The sequence below is a fragment of the Agrobacterium sp. MS2 genome, from assembly GCF_003261015.1.
In the GTDB taxonomy this organism is placed as follows: Bacteria; Pseudomonadota; Alphaproteobacteria; order Rhizobiales; family Rhizobiaceae; genus Agrobacterium; species Agrobacterium pusense.
Genome location: NZ_QLNF01000003.1, coordinates 40,412 through 58,153 on the forward strand (window position 1 = coordinate 40,412; position 17,742 = coordinate 58,153).

The 17,742-nt window shown below is 60.1% G+C and carries 14 protein-coding genes; 12 read left to right on the forward strand and 2 right to left on the reverse strand.

The annotated features are described in order from the left end of the window. The first annotated feature begins 4 nt into the window (after positions 1 to 4). From murG to murB, 3 genes are read left to right on the forward strand one after another with little or no spacing between them, the layout of a single operon-like run. The gene (murG, locus tag DOU54_RS00490; protein ID WP_004442793.1) at positions 5 to 1,141 is read left to right on the forward strand and encodes an undecaprenyldiphospho-muramoylpentapeptide beta-N-acetylglucosaminyltransferase; all 1,137 of its coding nucleotides are present in this window, start codon (positions 5 to 7) and stop codon (positions 1,139 to 1,141) included. Then, positions 1,138 to 2,553, forward strand: a complete 1,416-nt coding sequence (murC, locus tag DOU54_RS00495) for a UDP-N-acetylmuramate--L-alanine ligase (RefSeq protein WP_004442790.1) — start codon at positions 1,138 to 1,140, stop codon at positions 2,551 to 2,553. Before murG ends, murC begins: the two co-directional genes overlap by 4 nt. Next, entirely contained in the window at positions 2,550 to 3,515 is a 966-nt protein-coding gene (gene murB / locus DOU54_RS00500; protein WP_004442789.1) for a UDP-N-acetylmuramate dehydrogenase, read from the forward strand. The genes murC and murB overlap by 4 nt, the downstream gene beginning before the upstream one ends. A gap of 89 nt (positions 3,516 to 3,604) precedes the next feature. Here murB and DOU54_RS00505 read toward each other — a convergent pair whose 3' ends face one another. Beyond that, positions 3,605 to 4,909, reverse strand: a complete 1,305-nt coding sequence (locus tag DOU54_RS00505; RefSeq protein ID WP_004442787.1) for an MFS transporter — start codon at positions 4,907 to 4,909, stop codon at positions 3,605 to 3,607. 175 nt (positions 4,910 to 5,084) lie between these two features. Then, positions 5,085 to 5,213 carry a hypothetical protein gene (locus tag DOU54_RS27795; protein WP_257784223.1) on the reverse strand — a complete coding sequence of 43 codons (129 nt, stop codon included), beginning with the start codon at positions 5,211 to 5,213 and terminating at the stop codon, positions 5,085 to 5,087. 237 nt (positions 5,214 to 5,450) lie between these two features. Between DOU54_RS27795 and DOU54_RS00510 the strand changes: the two genes are divergently transcribed. The 9 genes from DOU54_RS00510 (at position 5,451) to DOU54_RS00550 (ending at position 17,738) form a co-directional block, all read left to right on the forward strand. Beyond that, the gene (locus tag DOU54_RS00510; RefSeq protein ID WP_004442785.1) at positions 5,451 to 6,377 is read left to right on the forward strand and encodes a D-alanine--D-alanine ligase; all 927 of its coding nucleotides are present in this window, start codon (positions 5,451 to 5,453) and stop codon (positions 6,375 to 6,377) included. Then, positions 6,365 to 7,297 (forward strand): cell division protein FtsQ/DivIB, encoded by a 933-nt coding sequence (locus DOU54_RS00515; protein ID WP_193603276.1) that lies wholly within the window; start codon positions 6,365 to 6,367, stop codon positions 7,295 to 7,297. Before DOU54_RS00510 ends, DOU54_RS00515 begins: the two co-directional genes overlap by 13 nt. Next, on the forward strand, positions 7,294 to 8,625 hold the full coding sequence (ftsA, locus tag DOU54_RS00520) for a cell division protein FtsA (protein WP_113381181.1): 1,332 nt from the start codon (positions 7,294 to 7,296) through the stop codon (positions 8,623 to 8,625). Before DOU54_RS00515 ends, ftsA begins: the two co-directional genes overlap by 4 nt. Positions 8,626 to 8,716: 91 nt before the next feature. Next, positions 8,717 to 10,471, forward strand: a complete 1,755-nt coding sequence (gene ftsZ, locus DOU54_RS00525; protein WP_113381180.1) for a cell division protein FtsZ — start codon at positions 8,717 to 8,719, stop codon at positions 10,469 to 10,471. Positions 10,472 to 10,742: 271 nt separating this feature from the next. Continuing rightward, positions 10,743 to 11,702 (forward strand): UDP-3-O-acyl-N-acetylglucosamine deacetylase, encoded by a 960-nt coding sequence (lpxC, locus tag DOU54_RS00530; RefSeq protein WP_004442781.1) that lies wholly within the window; start codon positions 10,743 to 10,745, stop codon positions 11,700 to 11,702. A 233-nt stretch (positions 11,703 to 11,935) separates the two neighbouring features. Further along, a complete protein-coding gene (locus DOU54_RS00535) occupies positions 11,936 to 12,802 on the forward strand; it encodes an outer membrane protein assembly factor BamD (RefSeq protein ID WP_006697761.1) in 867 nt (288 codons plus the stop codon). Between the two features lie 15 nt (positions 12,803 to 12,817). Next, complete coding sequence (gene recN / locus DOU54_RS00540; protein ID WP_004442779.1) at positions 12,818 to 14,491, forward strand: DNA repair protein RecN; 1,674 nt, start codon at positions 12,818 to 12,820, stop codon at positions 14,489 to 14,491. A gap of 116 nt (positions 14,492 to 14,607) precedes the next feature. Continuing rightward, positions 14,608 to 16,782, forward strand: coding sequence for an NAD-dependent DNA ligase LigA (ligA, locus tag DOU54_RS00545; protein ID WP_004442778.1), 2,175 nt, complete (start codon positions 14,608 to 14,610; stop codon positions 16,780 to 16,782). Positions 16,783 to 16,844: 62 nt separating this feature from the next. Then, a complete protein-coding gene (locus DOU54_RS00550; protein WP_113381179.1) occupies positions 16,845 to 17,738 on the forward strand; it encodes an aminoglycoside phosphotransferase family protein in 894 nt (297 codons plus the stop codon). The last annotated feature ends 4 nt before the right edge of the window (positions 17,739 to 17,742 follow it).

Here is a 17,742-nt window from a genome sequence, read left to right on the forward strand (position 1 = left end):
GATCATGAGCAAGGGTATTGTTCTTCTTGCCGCCGGTGGAACCGGCGGCCATGTGTTTCCGGCAGAAGCGCTGGCGCATACGCTGAAGGCACGCGGTTATCAGGTGCATCTCGTCACCGACAGTCGCGCCGAGCGTTATGCGGGCAAGTTTCCGGCAGATGAAATTCATGTGGTTCCGTCTGCCACCATCGGCTCCAAAAACCCAATTTCCGTGGCGGGTTCGCTCTGGAAGCTCTGGGTTGGCCTGCGCGCGGCGCGTCGGCTGGTCGCAAAACTGAAGCCGGTCGCGGTTGTCGGTTTCGGCGGCTATCCCACCGTGCCTCCGCTGCTGGCCTCCACCGGGCTTGGAGTGCCGTCGATCATTCACGAACAGAACGCCGTGATGGGCCGCGCCAACAAGGCACTTGCCGGACGCGTAAAGGCAATTGCCGGCGGCTTCCTGCCGCCCGCCAATGGTCAATATTCCGACAAGACCGTCGCGACCGGCAATCCGGTGCGCCCAGCGGTGCTGGCCGCCTCTGAAATACCCTACACCGCCTCGCAGACAGGCGAGCCTTTCCAGCTCGTTGTCTTTGGCGGCAGCCAAGGCGCGCAGTTTTTCTCGAGCGCGGTACCCGCCGCAATCTGCCTCCTGAAAGACGAGCAGCGCAAGCGCATCGTCGTCACCCAGCAGGCGCGGCCGGAAGACAAGGACAGCGTCATCGCCTCCTACCAGAAGCTCGGCGTGAAGGCGGATGTTTCGCCTTTCTTCGGCGATATGGCGTCGCGCATCGGCGAGGCCGATCTGGTCATCAGCCGCTCGGGCGCTTCGACGGTATCGGAGCTTTCGGTGATCGGCCGTCCGTCGATCCTCGTGCCTTATCCGCATGCGCTGGATCATGATCAGGCGGCGAACGCGGCTGCGCTTTCGGCGGCGGGTGGGGCAAGCGTCATCAAGCAGGCGGAGCTCTCGCCGCAGAAGCTCTCCGGCCTGCTGTCCTCGGCGCTTGCCGAACCCGAGCGGCTTTCCGCAACGGCGGCGGCGGCGAAGGCAACCGGCAAACCGCACGCGGCGGATGTGCTGGCCGATCTGGTGGAGGCGATTGCCTCCGGCCGGTCCGTACAGGAATTCAAGAAGAATATTGAAGGAGTTGGGGCATGAAGATGCCGAAAGCCATAGGCCTTGTGCATTTCATCGGCATAGGCGGGATCGGCATGAGCGGCATTGCCGAAGTGCTTCACAATCTCGGCCACCGGGTGCAGGGATCGGACCAGGCCGACAGCGCCAATGTGCAGCGTCTGCGTGACAAAGGCATCGAGGTTTTTGTGGGCCACACGGCTGACAATATCGGCGATGCAGAGGTCGTCGTCGTTTCGACCGCGATCAAGAAGAACAATCCGGAGCTCGTCGCCGCGCGGGAAAAGCACCTGCCGATCGTGCGCCGCGCGGAAATGCTGGCCGAGCTGATGCGCTTCCGTAACGCCATCGCCATCGGCGGCACGCACGGCAAAACGACGACGACCTCCATGGTCGCCACGCTCCTGGAAGCCGGCAATCTCGACCCGACCGTCATCAATGGCGGCATCATCAATGCCTATGGCACCAATGCCCGCATGGGTGAGGGTGAGTGGATGGTGGTGGAGGCCGACGAGTCCGACGGCACTTTCCTGAAGCTGCCGGCCGACGTCGCCGTCATCACCAATATCGATCCGGAACATCTCGACCATTACGGCAATTTCGACGCCGTACGCGCCGCATTCCGTCAGTTCGTCGAGAACGTGCCTTTCTATGGTTTCGGCGTCATGTGCCTCGATCATCCCGAAGTACAGGCGCTGGTTGGCCGGATCGAGGATCGCAAGGTCATCACATATGGCGAGAACCCGCAGGCCGACGTGCGGTTTTCGAATGTCCGCATCGATGGTACGCGCTCGGTCTTCGACGTGGAAATCCGCCGTCGCCGCACCGGCAAGATTTTCTCTTTCAAGGACCTCGTCCTGCCGATGCCCGGCCGCCATAACGTTTCGAATGCGACAGCGGCAATCGCGGTTGCCAATCGTCTCGGCATCTCGGAAGCCGACATCAAGAAGGGGCTTGCCTCCTTCGGTGGTGTCAAGCGACGTTTCACGCTGACGGGCGAAGCCAACGGGGTGCAGGTTTTTGACGATTACGGTCACCACCCGGTCGAGATCAAGGCCGTGCTGAAGGCGGCGCGGGAAGCCTGCAAGGGCCGCATCATCGCCGTGCACCAGCCCCACCGTTACAGCCGTCTTTCGAGCCTGTTTGATGATTTCGCGCATTGTTTCAACGATGCCGATACGATTCTTCTTGCTCCGGTTTATGCAGCGGGCGAAGATCCCATCGAAGGCGCAAGCTCCGAAGCGCTGGTTTCGGCCATCAAGGCCGCTGGCCACCGTGACGCGCGTTTCCTCGAAAAGCGGGAGGACCTTGCGTCACAGGTCGCAGCCATTGCGAATCCGGGTGATTTCGTGGTTCTCTTGGGGGCTGGGAATATCACGCAATGGGCAGCGTCGCTGCCTTCGGAATTGAAGAGCATATCAGGAAAGTCTGAATGAGACAGGTCGATGGGGTTAAATTGCTGGGGAGGCTCGGCGACGGGGTAAAGGAATTGCGGGGACGTCTGACACCGGATGCGCCTATGGACCGCGTGACGTGGTTCAGAGCCGGCGGTCTTGCGGAGGTGATGTTCCAGCCGCACGATACGGATGATCTGATTGCCTTCCTGAAAATTCTGCCGGAAGATGTGCCGCTGACCGTGGTTGGCGTCGGCTCGAACCTTCTGGTGCGTGACGGCGGTATTCCGGGCGTGGTCGTGCGCCTGTCCGCCAAGGGCTTCGGCCAGGTGGAGCTTGCCGGTGAAAACCGCATCAAGGCGGGCGCGATCTGCCCGGACAAGCATATAGCAGCCATGGCCATGGATAATGGCATTGGCGGCTTCCACTTCTATTACGGCATTCCGGGCTCCATCGGCGGAGCGCTGCGCATGAATGCGGGCGCAAACGGCGGCGAGACGCGTGAACGTGTTGTGGAAGTCTACGCGGTCGACCGTCAGGGCAACCAGCATGTGCTTTCCAATGCCGATATGGGCTACAGCTATCGCCATTCCGGCGCCGACGCGGGCCTGATCTTCACCGGTGCGCTCTTCGAGGGCTATCCCGAGGACAAGGCGAAAATCCGCGCCGATATGGATGCGGTGCGTCATCACCGTGAAACCGTGCAGCCAATCCGCGAACAGACCGGCGGCTCGACCTTCAAGAACCCCGAAGGTCATTCCGCATGGGAGCTTATCGATGAGGCGGGCGGTCGTGGTCTCGTGATCGGCGGCGCGCAGATGTCATCACTGCATTGCAATTTCATGATCAATACCGGCCATGCGACCGGTTACGATCTGGAATATCTGGGCGAGACCATCCGCAAGCGCGTGTTTGACAAATCGGGCATCCGGCTGGAATGGGAAATCAAGCGGCTCGGGCTGTTCATGCCCGGTCGTGAAGTGGAGCCTTTTCTGGGGGCTTGAGGCGAGTCGGCCTTGCTAAGATGTAAATACATTAAAGCCCGCGAAACTCTCGTTTCGCGGGCTTTTTGTTACTGTCGGTATCTATGGACTCAGACTTCGTCCTTGCGGGACAGAAGAATGCAGGCCAGCGTGATGAGCGCGGATACGCAGAGGTAATAGCCGACATAACCCATGCCGTAGTTCACCTGCAGCCATGTGGCGATGTAAGGCGCCAGCGACGCGCCGAAGATGCCGGCCATGTTGAAGGTGATGGAAGAGCCAGTATAGCGGACGCGGGTCGGGAAGGGGGCGGCGAGCGCCGTTCCGATCAGGCCGTAGGTCATGCCCATCAGCATCATCGCGAGAGCCGCGAAGACGAAGATCGAGCCTTCGCTGCCGGTCATCAGGCCGGGCAGCAGGAAGGAGAACAGGCCGATCAGCACTGTCGTCAGGATCAGAATTTCGCGGCGACCGAATTTTTCTGCAAGCTTGCCGGCAATCGGAATGAAGATACCGAAAACGACGGAGCCGAGGATCTGCACTTCCAGCGCGTCGAGGAACGGAATTTTCAGGACCTTGACGTTGTAGGAGAGCAGATAGGCCGTGCCGATGTAGAAGAGCACGAAGGTGGCGAGCGCCACAAAGGTGCCGAGCACGAGGCTGCGCTTGTGGTTGCGGAACAGTTCCGCAACCGGCACGGCCACACGTTCTTCCTTTTCGATGGCCTTCTGGAAGTCGGGCGTTTCGGTGATCGACAGGCGAACCCACATGCCGACGGCGATCAGGATGATCGAGGCGACGAAGGGAATGCGCCAGCCCCAGCTGAGAAGCGCTTCCTGCGACATGAAGTGCAGCAGGATCCAGAACACGCCTGACGAGAGGAACAGGCCGACGGGTGCGCCAAGCTGCGGGAACATGCCGTACCAGCTGCGCTTGCCGGGAGGGGCGTTTTCCGTCGCGAGCAGGACGGCACCGCCCCATTCGCCACCGAGACCGAAGCCCTGGCCGAAGCGGCAAAGTGCGAGCAGCAGCGGTGCCAGAACGCCGGCCGTCTCATAGGACGGCAGCAGGCCGATCACGACCGTCGATACGCCCATGGTTAGCAGCGCCGCGACAAGCGTCGTCTTGCGGCCAACGCGGTCGCCATAGTGGCCGAAGACCACGGCGCCGAGGGGGCGGGCGAAAAAGGCGATGGAGAAGGTTGCGAAAGACGCCAGAAGCGCCGTCATCGGATCATTGTTCGGGAAGAACAATGTCGGGAACACGAGCACTGCGGCCGTGGCATAAACGTAGAAATCGAAAAATTCGATGGTCGTACCGACCAGACTGGCAGTGAGAACTCGTGCAGGCGAATTTGTCTTTACAGCGTTCGAATTGTCAGCGGTCGGCGATACCGGAGATATCGCGTCGGTCATGGTATTGGTTCCATTTTGGATGATTGCAATGTCATGCCTTGGGAGGCGACATCTGCGTTAACGCAATTTTTGTTCTTATGGAATGCTAAAAAAGAAATAATGCAGATAATGTGATCCGTCAGGGCGACACGTGTGGTCACGGCCTCGGAGAATGTTTGTCGATTGAGAGACTGATTCAGGCTGCGGTTTTAAAACCCTGAAACGGAAGATAATTTGCCTGGGGAATAATCCTGTCTGTTAACGTTTCGGCCTTGCCTTTGTCGCGCGGCAGCAGACGCGCCGGCGTCGTTTTATTTCCGATCATTGAAAACCTGCATGTTGCATTCCGCGCAACTCTCTGATTCCAAGGAGGGAATTCGGATCAATGCTGATTCTTTAACAAACTCGGCATGTTGGGCGCGGCGGTTAACGAAAGTAAACGATTCATTAACCTTAATGGCGTTTAACTGGTCTCAAGGGTCATGTGCCAGAATCACCGGTTTGTGAAATCCGGTCGGTTCGGAGCGTGGTCCGTAACGGAGAGTTGGTGTCAGAGGTATCGATGAGCGGCAAGCACGTAGCTGTTCTTATGGGTGGATTTTCGTCGGAGCGGCCGGTCAGCCTGTCGTCGGGCAACGCTTGCGCGCAGGCTCTGGAAGACGAGGGCTACAAGGTCACCCGTGTCGATGTCGGCCGCGATGTCGCCGCCGTGCTTGATGCGCTGCGCCCGGACGTCGCTTTCAACGCGCTGCATGGGCCCTTCGGCGAAGACGGCACCATTCAGGGCATCCTCGAATATCTCGCCATTCCCTATACCCATTCCGGCGTGCTCGCCTCGGCGCTTGCCATGGACAAGGCGCAGGCCAAGAAGGTTGCTGCTGCTGCCGGCATTCCTGTCGCCGCCGAGCGAGTCATGAACCGCTTCGATTTCACGAGCGAACATCCGCTGGCGCCGCCTTATGTGGTGAAGCCGGTGCGCGAAGGCTCGAGCTTCGGCGTCGTTATAGTCAAGGAAGACCAGTCGCACCCGCCGCAGATACTCACGTCCTCTGAATGGAAATACGGCGACCATGTCATGGTCGAGCGTTATATCCATGGCCGCGAACTGACCTGCGGGGTGCTCGACGGCGAGGCGCTGGGCGTCACCGAAGTGGTGCCGCTTGGTCACAATTTCTATGATTACGATGCGAAATACGCTGCTGGTGGCTCGAAACATGTCATTCCCGCAGAAATTTCACCGAAAATTTACCAAAAAATTCAAACACTGGCGGTTATGGCGCATCGGGCGATCGGGTGCCGTGGCGTAAGCCGTTCAGACTTTCGTTACGACGACCGTTTCTCAGAAGATGGCGAAGTTATCTGGCTTGAAGTGAATACACAGCCGGGCATGACGCCGACCTCCCTGGTGCCTGAAATGGCGGCTCATGCTGGCCGCTCCTTTGGTAACCTTGTCAGCTGGATGGTGGAGGACGCTTCGTGTTTGCGGTGATCGGCAAAAAGTCGACGGCAAAAAAGCGCGAGCAATTCGCGGCGGCGGCCAGTGCCGACGATCGCATGGTGTTGCCGCGTCCGCTGCGTCGCGTCGTGCGTTTCGGCGTCAGCCTTGCGACCGGACGTATCCACATTCCCGCCCATACCGGTACGATTGCGGCCGTCGCCTTTTATGCTGCGACCGGGCTTTATGGCATGTCGCTCGGCGGCCATACGAATATCGTCACGCAGGCAACGACCTCTGCGGCCGGTTTCGCCGTTGAGGACGTGAAGGTCTCCGGCAACCTGCAGACCTCCGAAATCGATGTCTTCCAGCTTCTCGGTCTCGATGGCAGCACGTCCCTGATCGCGCTCGACATCGACGCCGCGCGCCGCAAGCTGGTGCAGCTTCCCTGGGTTGAGGATGTCGATATCCGCAAGATCTATCCGAAGACGGTCGAGGTTCGTCTGAAGGAGCGTGAGGCTTTCGGCATCTGGCAGCACGGCTCGGAACTGTCCCTGATCGAAAAGAGCGGCAGTGTCATCGCGCCGCTGCGTGACAACAAGTTTGCCTCGCTGCCGCTTTTCGTGGGCCGCGACGCGGAAACCGGTGCTGCCGGTTTCGTCGAGCAGCTGGCTGACTGGCCGGAAATCCGCAGCCGCGTCCGAGCCTACGCGCGTATCGCCGGTCGCCGCTGGGACCTGCATCTCGACAACGGCATCGTCGTCAAGCTGCCAGAAGAAAACCTGCCGCAGGCGCTGCAATTGCTCGCGCGGCTCGATCTGGAAGAGAAAGTTCTGTCGCGCGATGTCGCTGCCGTGGACCTGCGCCTGTCCGACCGTACGACGATCCAGCTGACCGAAGGTGCCGCCGAACGCCGCCAGGCTGCCGTCGATGCGCGCACCAAGGCTCTCAAGAAAGCGGAGAAGAACACATGAGCTTTTTCGGTTCTTCCCATTTCGGTCTGCCTCGTCTGAAGCCGCTTTCTTCCAAGCGCAGCCACATCGTTTCGGTGCTCGACATCGGCTCGACCAAGGTCGTGTGCATGATCGGCCGGCTGACGCCCCGTCAGGAAAGCGAAATCCTGCCTGGCCGCACCCACAAGGTCGAAATCATCGGCATCGGCCACCAGCGTTCGCGCGGCGTGAAGTCTGGCGTGATTGCTGACCTCGACGCGCTGGAAAGCGTCATTCGTCTTTCAGTCGATGCGGCTGAGCGCATGGCGGGCCTGACCGTCGACAGCCTGATCGTCAATGTTTCGGCAGGAAGACTAGCAAGCGATATCTACACCGCGAGCATCGATCTCGGCGGGCAGGAAGTGGAAGCAAGCGATCTGCGCAAGGTTCTGGTGGCGGCAAGCCAGCAGTCCATGCGTCAGGACCGGGCGATCCTGCATTCGCTGCCGACGGGCTATTCGCTGGATGGCGAGCGCGGTATCCGCGATCCGCTGTCGATGTACGGCGATCTTCTCGGCGTTGACATGCATGTGGTAACCGTCGAACGCACGGCGCTGAAGAACCTCGAACTTTGCGTCAACCGCGCGCATCTGTCCGTCGAGGGCATGGTCGCGACGCCCTATGCCAGCGGTCTAGCAGCACTGGTGGACGATGAAGTCGAACTCGGCTGTGCCGCCATCGACATGGGCGGCGGCACGACGACGATCTCGGTTTTTGCCGAGGGCCGGCTCATCCATACGGACGCGATCGGCCTTGGCGGCCATCACGTTACGACAGATCTTGCACGAGGCCTCTCGACACGAATCGAAGATGCGGAGAGACTGAAGGTGGTGCATGGTTCGGCTTTGCTGAATGGCGCGGATGAGCGCGACATGATTTCGATCCCGCCGATTGGCGAAGATGATCGCGATCAACCATCGCAAGTTTCAAGAGCATTGGTTACCCGCATCGTGCGGGCACGTATCGAAGAGACGCTGGAATTGATCCGTGATCGCATCCAGAAGTCCGGCTTCAGCCCGATTGTCGGCAAGCGCGTCGTCCTGACCGGCGGTGCGAGCCAGCTGACGGGGCTGCCGGAAACGGCGCGGCGCATTCTTGCCCGCAACGTTCGCATCGGCCGCCCCATGGGCGTGGCTGGTCTTCCGGTCGCGGCAAAGGGCCCGGCATTTTCAACCGCCTGCGGACTGATGATCTATCCGCAGGTGGCGGACATCGAAATTCATGCGGCGCAAGGCGGAATGTTCTCGCCGTTTGGCAACGGTAGCGGCCGGATAGCCCGGGTAGGGCAATGGCTGAAAGAAAGTTTTTGAGTAGCCTCGGGGCGCAAGCCGGAGGTTTCAGAGTTGAGTTTCAAGAATCGGCCAGCGGGGCGATGCGGCCAGAGAAAGAAGGAATGTTAAAATGACGATACAGCTGCAGAAGCCTGATATCACAGAGCTGAAGCCACGCATCACCGTCTTCGGTGTCGGTGGCGGTGGTGGTAACGCTGTCAACAACATGATCACGGCTGGCCTCCAGGGCGTCGACTTCGTTGTCGCCAACACGGATGCCCAGGCGCTGACCATGACGAAGGCAGATCGGGTCATTCAGCTCGGCGTCAACGTCACTGAAGGTCTCGGCGCTGGTTCCCAGCCGGAAGTCGGGCGCGCTGCCGCTGAAGAATGCATCGACGAGATCATCGACCATCTGAACGGCACCCACATGTGCTTCGTCACCGCCGGCATGGGCGGCGGCACCGGCACCGGTGCTGCTCCTGTTGTCGCGCAGGCCGCCCGCAACAAGGGCATCCTGACTGTTGGCGTCGTCACCAAGCCTTTCCACTTCGAAGGCGGCCGCCGCATGCGTCTTGCCGAACAGGGCATCGAGGAACTGCAGAAGTCCGTCGATACGCTGATCGTCATTCCGAACCAGAACCTCTTCCGTATTGCCAATGACAAGACGACCTTTGCGGACGCCTTCGCCATGGCCGACCAGGTTCTCTATTCCGGCGTTGCCTGCATTACCGACCTGATGGTGAAGGAAGGTCTCATCAACCTCGACTTCGCCGACGTCCGTTCGGTCATGCGCGAAATGGGCCGCGCGATGATGGGCACCGGCGAGGCTTCCGGTCCGGGCCGCGCAATGCAGGCTGCGGAAGCGGCGATCGCCAACCCGCTGCTCGACGAAACCTCGATGAAGGGTGCTCAGGGCCTCTTGATCTCCATCACCGGCGGTCGCGACCTCACCCTCTTCGAAGTCGACGAAGCTGCGACCCGTATTCGCGAAGAAGTTGATCCGGATGCGAACATCATCCTCGGCGCAACCTTCGATGAAGCGCTTGAAGGCCTCATCCGCGTCTCCGTCGTTGCAACCGGCATTGACCGCGTTGCAGGCGTCGGCGAACAGAACGTTGCCGAAATGCGCGCCGCAGCCGCCGCTGCAAAGCCGCTTATCCGTCCTTCCGCGGCCGTTGCTCCCGCTCCGGCCGCAGTACAGCCTGCCGCAGTTTCGCAGGCACCGAAGGCCGTAGACCCGATCGCCCAGACCATCCGTTCGGCTGAGGCCGAAATGGAACGTGAACTCGGTTTTGCCGCACATCAGCAGCCGGCCCAGGACTTCCGTCCGCAGAGCAAGCTGTTCGCATCCTCTCCGGCTGAAGCACCGGCGGCACTTCGTCCGGCCCAGCCGGTTCAGCAGGCCGCTCCGGCTCCGGTTGCTCCGGCACCGGTCTATCACGCTCCGGAACAGCATGCTGCTCCGGCACCGCGCACGCAGCAGCCGCAGGCTCCCGTCTATCAGGAACCTGCACCGGTTGCCCGCCAGCCTGAGCCGGTTCGCATGCCGAAGGTCGAAGACTTCCCGCCGGTCGTGAAGGCCGAGCTGGACCACCGCACCCATGCCGCTCCTGCTGCCCAGGAAGAGCGTGGCCCGATGGGTCTTCTGAAGCGCATCACCAACTCGCTTGGTCGTCGCGAAGAAGAAGAAGTTCCTTCCGACATGATGGATGCGCCGAGCATGGCGCCGCAGCGCCGCGCACCGCTTTCGCCGGAAGCAAGCCTCTACGCACCGCGTCGCGGCCAGCTCGACGATCACGGCCGTGCAACGCCTGCATCGTCCAGCCACCACGATGATGACCAGCTGGAAATCCCGGCCTTCCTGCGCCGCCAGTCCAACTGAGGGCGATTCCATTAGCCTCTCGAAACGCCCGGATCCGACGATCCGGGCGTTTTGTTTATTTTACGTTATTAACACTAAATTAATTAGCGTTGTCAGCTACTTACGCATGTAACAATCCGAAACGAACAGTGATTTGTCGTGGCACGTACATGTGCGTATGTATGAGGCTGGGTAAAGGAACAGACTGACTTCGCCGGTCGTTAAAACCCGGCTTGAAAACTTGAACGGCGCTGGCCCCAAGCGGCGCGGTTTGCAAAAAAGGCATACACTAATGACTATCGGACTGCTCGGATTTCAGACAACTATCGCACATGCCGTTCAGCTTAAAGGCATTGGCGTGCATTCCGGCAATCCGGTCTCGATGACGTTCCAGCCCGCAGAAGCTGGAACGGGCATCGTCTTCCATCGCCTCCATGACAATGGCAGCGTCACCGAGCTGAAGGCAGTGTCTGCCAATGTCGGGAATACCGATCTGTGCACCGTGCTTGGCCGTTCGCTTTCCCAGTCAGTAGCGACGATCGAGCATGTCATGGCCGCCATCTACGCCATGGGCCTCGACAACCTTGTCGTCGAGGTAGACGGTCCGGAAGCGCCGATCATGGATGGCAGCTCTGCTCCCTTCATTGAAGCGATCGAATCGGTCGGCATCAAGAATCTTGGCGTGAAGCGCCGCTATATCAGGGTCACCAAGCCGGTGCGTATCGATTCGGGTGCGTCCTGGGCGGAGTTCCGTCCCTATGATGGTACGCGCTTCGAGGTCGACATCGATTTCGACACGCCGCTGATCGGCAAGCAGTCCTGGAAGGGTGACCTGACGGCAGAGACGTTCAAGAACGAACTGTCGCGTGCCCGTACTTTCGGCTTCATGCGTGATGTCGAGCGCCTTTGGGCCGCCGGTTATGCACTGGGCTCCTCACTTGAGAATTCGGTTGTCATTTCCGACGACAACAGCGTCATCAACATGGAAGGCCTGCGTTACGCCAAGGACGAGTTCGTCCGCCACAAGACGCTTGACGCGGTGGGCGACCTGGCACTTGCGGGCGCTCAGTTCATCGGTTGCTACCGTTCTTATCGCGGTGGTCACAAGGTCAATGCCAATGCGCTGAAGGCCCTGCTGAGCGACCGTACGGCTTACGAGATCGTAGAGGCTCCGGCCGCACGCAACCAGATGGTGCGCGCCCGCGAATTTGTGGCCGTCAATATGCCCGAATTCGCGCCCTGGTCCGCATAAGGTCTTTTGAAGGCTATCAATTGACAGAAAAAGCCGCTCCTTCGGGGCGGCTTTTTCGTGAGACGGAGCAGGAAGTTGCAAATTATCGCCGGATAATCGTGCGATTGCATGGGGTGATGCCATAAAAATGCGTTAATGCGTCATCATTGCGTTGCCCTGCGGATGCTTTTATGGCTAGAACGCCAATACAAAGCCGATGCTTATGTATTTGCGCGGGAAGTGGGAACTGTCGAATGAAGCATGTAGGGTCTGGTGCAATGAAGGGTACGATGCGGGGGATCGCCGTTTCGTTGATGTTGGTCGGCGCGAGCGTCGTCGTCACTGCCTGCCAGTCCGATCCGGATATCGACATCACCAAGCTTGGCGTGGAGACCGATCCGCCTGACGTTCTGTACAAGCAAGCGCTGGCGAACATGAACAAAGGCAATATGACGGAAGCCTCACGCAAGTTCGAGGCGATCGACAAGCAGTACCCCTTCACCGAATGGGGCCAGAAGGCGCTTGTCATGCAGACCTTCATTGCCACGCGCACCAACAAGAACGATGTGGCAATCACCACCGGTAGCCGTTTCCTGCGGCAATATCCGCGTTCCAAGGACGCCGCTTACGTTCAGTACATGATCGGTCTTGCCTATTCGAAGCAGATTTCCGACGTCACGCAGGACCAGCGCGCCGCGCAGCGCACAGTTGAGGCGATGAACAAGGTCGTCAACGATTATCCCGATTCGGAATATGTCGCGGATGCGCAGGCCAAGATCCGTTTCGCCCGCGATCAGCTTGCCGGCCGCGAAATGCAGGTCGGTCGTTATTACCTTGAGCGCAAGGAATATCTCGCCGCCGTTTCGCGTTTCCGCATTGTCGTCGAGCAGTACCAGAACACCAACCAGATCGAGGAAGCGCTGGCGCGTCTGACGGAAGCCTATTACGCGATGGGCCTGGTGGACGAAGCGCAGACTGCGGCTGCCGTTCTCGGCAACAACTATCCCGACAGCCAATGGTATGCGGATTCCTACAAGCTGCTGAAGGGCCAGGGCCTGGAGCCGCGTGAGAATAAGGGGTCCTGGATTTCGCGCGCCGGCAAGAAGCTCATCGGCGCCTGAGACGGGGCATAGGCCATGCTGGTCCAGCTCTCAATTCGCGATATCGTTCTCATCGAAAGGCTCGACCTCGGTTTCGAGGCGGGCCTTTCCGTGTTGACGGGCGAGACGGGTGCGGGCAAATCCATTCTTCTCGATAGTCTCTCGCTGGCGCTTGGCGGCCGCGGCGATGGCGGCCTTGTGCGCCACGGGGAGGAAAAGGGGCAGGTCACCGCGACTTTCGAGGTGCCGAACAATCATCCGACACGGCTTCTCCTGCGCGAAAACGGTCTCGATGACGATGGCGACCTGATTTTCCGCCGCGTGCAATCTTCCGACGGGCGCACCAAGGCCTATATCAACGATCAGGCCATCAGCGTGCAGATGATGCGCCAGCTTGGTCAGATGCTGGTCGAGATTCACGGCCAGCATGATGATCGTGCGCTTGTCGATACGGATGCGCACCGCACGCTGCTGGATGCCTTTGCCGGGCTGAGCGAAGAGGCTCGCGCTGTTCAGGCATTCTATCGCACCTGGAAAGATGCTGACCGGGCCTTAAAGACGCATCGCGCAAAAGTCGAGGCTGCGGCGCGAGAGGCGGATTACCTGCGCTCTTCCGTCGAAGAATTGGAAACGCTTTCGCCGCGCGATGGCGAGGAGGATGAACTGGCCGAACGCCGGGCGGTGATGCAAAAATCCGAACGCATCGCTGGCGATATTGCTGAAGCCAGCGAGTTCCTGAACGGCAATGCTTCGCCCGTGCCTGTCATAGCATCCATGATGCGGCGTCTGGAGCGCAAGAGCCACGAGGCTCCCGGCCTGCTGGAAGACACCGTGCAATTGCTGGATGCCGCGCTGGACAATCTTTCCAATGCGCAGATGGAAGTGGAAGCGGCGCTGCGCCGCACAGAATTCGATCCGCGCGAGCTGGAGCGGGTGGAGGAGCGGCTGTTCGCGTTGCGCGCCGCCGGACGCAAATATAATGTCGCCGTGCCAGACCTCCCCGCTCTCGCCGAAAAAATGGTGGCCGATCTCGCCGATCTCGATGCAGGCGAAGAAAAGCTTGGCAAGCTCGAGGCCAATCTCGGCGTCGTGAAGGCTGATTTTGACCGTGCCGCGCAGTCGCTTTCCGACAAACGCCGTAATGCAGCGGAAGCGCTTTCCAACGCTGTCATGGCCGAGCTTCCGGCGTTGAAGCTGGAGCGGGCGCGGTTTACCGTCGAGGTCACCTCCGATCCCGAGCAGGCGACGGCCGATGGCATCGATACGGTGGAATTCCACGTGCAGACCAACCCGGGCACGCGCCCAGGTCCGATCATGAAGGTCGCATCAGGCGGCGAATTGTCCCGCTTCCTGCTGGCGCTGAAAGTGGCGCTGGCGGATCGCGGTTCGGCACCGACCCTGGTGTTCGACGAAATCGACACGGGTGTCGGTGGCGCGGTGGCGGATGCCATCGGCCAGCGGCTGCGCCGCCTGTCCAAAACCGTGCAGGTCCTTTCCGTCACCCATGCGCCGCAGGTGGCGGCACGGGCGGCGACCCATCTTCTCATTTCAAAGGGTCCGTCCGGCGATGGAAGCGAGCGTATCGCCACGCGCGTCGCCACGATGGAGCCGCAGCACCGCACCGAAGAGATCGCCCGTATGCTTGCTGGCGCGTCCGTGACGGACGAGGCAAGGGCTGCTGCCGCTCGTCTTCTAGCAGCCAAGGACTGACCCTTCGCGGCAATGCCAGTGCAGTGCCTTTCGGCATTGTGAGTCCAGCGGCAAAACTGTTTTTAATGTTTGTTATTTCGGCTAAAAGCGTTCGGTAATTCCGAAAAGAGGCCGTCATGTCGAAAGACCAGAAACCCGTTGAAAACCTCACCGAGCTTGAAGCCTCTTCGGAGCTTGCATTTCTGGCGGCCGAGCTTGCCCGCCATGACGCGCTTTACCACGGCAAGGATGCGCCGGAGATTTCCGATGCGGAGTATGACGCGCTGAAGCGGCGCAACGACGCCATCGAAGCGAATTTCCCGGCGCTGGTGCGGGCCGACAGCCCATCGAAAAAAGTAGGCTTCGCGCCGCTTCCGACCTTTGCGCCCATCGTGCATGCGCGACCGATGCTGTCGCTCGACAATACGTTCTCGGAAGAAGATCTGCGCGACTTCGTCAGTTCGGTTTATCGTTTCCTCGGGCATCTGCCTGATGACTCCATTGCTTTCACTGCGGAACCGAAGATCGACGGGCTTTCCATGTCCATCCGCTACGAAAACCGCAGGCTGAAGACAGCGGCGACGCGCGGTGACGGCACGACCGGCGAAAATGTCACTCCCAATATCAGGACCATCAAGGAAATTCCGAACGAGCTGCCCGCCGACGCGCCCGATGTGGTGGAAGTGCGCGGCGAGGTCTATATGGCCAAAAGCGACTTTCTGGCGCTCAACGCCCAGATGGAAGCGGAAGGCAAGCAGACCTACGTGAACCCGCGCAATACTGCCTCCGGCTCCCTGCGTCAGCTGGACGCCAATGTGACGGCGAAACGCAAGCTGCGGTTTTTCGCCTACGCCCTCGGCGAGGTTTCGAATGGCGGTCAGCCGACGCGGATTGCTGATACCCAATATGGCATCGTCGAGAAGTTCAGGGAATGGGGTTTCCCGGTTAATCCGCTGATGAAGCGATTCACGTCCGCCCAGCAATTGCTTGAGCATTATAATGAAATCGGTGTTGCGCGGCCCGATCTCGATTACGATATCGACGGTGTGGTCTACAAGGTCGACCGGCTTGATCTGCAGGAACGGCTTGGCTTCCGCTCGCGCAGCCCGCGTTGGGCGACCGCGCATAAATTTCCAGCAGAGCAAGCCTTCACGACGGTTGAAAATATCGAAATTCAGGTTGGCCGCACCGGCGCGCTGACGCCGGTCGCGCGTCTTACCCCCATCACTGTCGGCGGTGTCGTCGTTACCAATGCCACGCTGCATAATGCCGATTATATCGAGGGCATCGGGAATAGCGGTGAGCGCATCCGCCCGGAAGATCACGATATCCGCATCGGCGACACTGTTATCGTGCAGCGGGCCGGCGATGTCATTCCGCAGGTTCTGGACGTGCTTCTGGAAAAGCGACCGGCCGGGGCGGCAAAATACGCCTTCCCGGAAAAATGTCCGGTCTGCGGCAGCCATGCGGTGCGGGAGCGTAATGAGAAGACCGGCAAGCTCGATTCGGTCACGCGCTGCACCGGCGGTTTCGTCTGCCGGGCCCAGGCGGTGGAGCATCTGAAACATTTCGTCTCGCGTAATGCCTTCGATATCGAAGGGCTGGGCACCAAGCAGATCGATTTCTTCTTCGAAAGTGACGATCCTGCGCTCTCGATCAAGACCGCACCCGACATCTTCACGCTGAAGGCGCGTCAGGATGCTTCCCATCTGACCAAGCTCGAAAATATCGACGGTTTTGGCAAGGTCAGCGTCAGGAAGCTGTTCGACGCCATCGATGCCCGCCGCGAGATCGATCTGCACAGGCTCATCTTCGCGCTGGGCATCCGCCATGTGGGTGAGACTACGGCGAAGCTTCTGGCGCGCTCCTATGGCACTTACGACCATTTCGAAGAAAGCATGAAGGCGGCGGCGGATCCCGCAAGCGATGCGTGGGCCGAGCTTAATGCCATCGACGGCATCGGCGAGGTGGTGGCCCGCGCCATTGTCGAGTTCTACAAGGAGCCACGCAACCTAGACGTCATCGATCGGCTGATAAGGGAACTTCGTCCGAAAGAGGCGGAAAAGCCTTCTACGGAAGGCAGCCCGGTGGCAGGCAAGACGGTGGTGTTTACCGGCTCGCTGGAGAAGTTTACCCGCGACGAGGCGAAGGCCCGGGCGGAAAGTCTGGGCGCCAAGGTTGCCGGTTCCGTTTCGAAAAAGACCGATATTCTGGTGGCGGGGCCGGGAGCGGGCTCCAAGCTTGCCAAGGCGGCGGAACTGGGCGTGCAGACCATGGATGAGGACGAGTGGCTGGCGCTGATCGGCGGCTGAGGGGCGTCATGGAAATATTGTCCTCTGCCGCTAGAGCTTGTGCCTGAGACGGAGGGTAAGGCATGGATGACCGCATCGTCGTCAGCGCAGAGCAGGTCCGGGCGCTGGTTGACAGCCAGTTTCCTCAATGGGCGGCGTTAGATGTTCGGCCGGTGGAGCTGAGCGGCTGGGACAATCGCAGTTTTCGCCTTGGCGATGAAATGCTCATCCGCATGCCGAGCGCCACCCGTTACGTGGCGCAGGTCGAGAAGGAGCATCGATGGCTGCCAACGCTTGCGCCTTTCCTGCCTTTTCCGATCCCTGCTCCAGTAGCGCTCGGGCAGCCGGGGCAGGGTTATCCGTTCCGTTGGTCGGTCTATCGCTGGCTCGAAGGGGAACCGCTTGCTCAGCATCTGGAGAAGGTCGATCTGTCGGTCATTGCCATTGATGTCGCCACGTTCTTGAAATCATTACACGAGGCGGATGCTGTGGATGGCCCGGTCGCAGGGGCGCATAACTTTCATCGCGGGGGCTCGCTTGCAGTCTATGACGGGGAAGCGAAGGCCTCGGCGGCGCGGCTTGCCGGTGAGGTGGATCAGGCGCTGGCTATCGAGATATGGCAGCTTGCGCTTTCGAGCTATTGGCAAAAGCAGCGGGTGTGGGTGCATGGCGACATTGCCGAGGGCAATCTGCTGGTGAAGGATGGCAGGCTTTCGGCAGTCATCGACTTCGGCAGTTCCGGCGTAGGCGATCCGTCTTCTGATCTCATTCTCGCGTGGAATGTGCTTGATGCTGAAAGCCGGGCTGTTTTTCGCAGAGCGCTCGATCTGGATGAGGCCACATGGCAGCGCGGGCGCGGGTGGGCCTTATGGAAGGCGCTGATCGTTCTGGATGCCGAGCGCGGCCGTAACGAAAAAATGGCCGAATGGTCGCGCCGGACCATTCGGGAAGTGTTTGCCGACCACTTGTGCAGCTAACCGA

Bases quoted from the DNA above. Each gene is read 5' to 3' on its own strand.
- murG (WP_004442793.1), top strand. From the start codon at position 5: ATGAGCAAGGGTATTGTTCTTCTTGCCGCCGGTGGAACCGGCGGCCAT.
- murC (WP_004442790.1), top strand. From the start codon at position 1,138: ATGAAGATGCCGAAAGCCATAGGCCTTGTGCATTTCATCGGCATAGGC.
- murB (WP_004442789.1), top strand. From the start codon at position 2,550: ATGAGACAGGTCGATGGGGTTAAATTGCTGGGGAGGCTCGGCGACGGG.
- DOU54_RS00505 (WP_004442787.1), bottom strand. From the start codon at position 4,909: ATGACCGACGCGATATCTCCGGTATCGCCGACCGCTGACAATTCGAAC.
- DOU54_RS27795 (WP_257784223.1), bottom strand. From the start codon at position 5,213: ATGATCGGAAATAAAACGACGCCGGCGCGTCTGCTGCCGCGCGACAAA.
- DOU54_RS00510 (WP_004442785.1), top strand. From the start codon at position 5,451: ATGAGCGGCAAGCACGTAGCTGTTCTTATGGGTGGATTTTCGTCGGAG.
- ftsA (WP_113381181.1), top strand. From the start codon at position 7,294: ATGAGCTTTTTCGGTTCTTCCCATTTCGGTCTGCCTCGTCTGAAGCCG.
- ftsZ (WP_113381180.1), top strand. From the start codon at position 8,717: ATGACGATACAGCTGCAGAAGCCTGATATCACAGAGCTGAAGCCACGC.
- lpxC (WP_004442781.1), top strand. From the start codon at position 10,743: ATGACTATCGGACTGCTCGGATTTCAGACAACTATCGCACATGCCGTT.
- DOU54_RS00535 (WP_006697761.1), top strand. From the start codon at position 11,936: ATGAAGCATGTAGGGTCTGGTGCAATGAAGGGTACGATGCGGGGGATC.
- recN (WP_004442779.1), top strand. From the start codon at position 12,818: ATGCTGGTCCAGCTCTCAATTCGCGATATCGTTCTCATCGAAAGGCTC.
- ligA (WP_004442778.1), top strand. From the start codon at position 14,608: ATGTCGAAAGACCAGAAACCCGTTGAAAACCTCACCGAGCTTGAAGCC.
- DOU54_RS00550 (WP_113381179.1), top strand. From the start codon at position 16,845: ATGGATGACCGCATCGTCGTCAGCGCAGAGCAGGTCCGGGCGCTGGTT.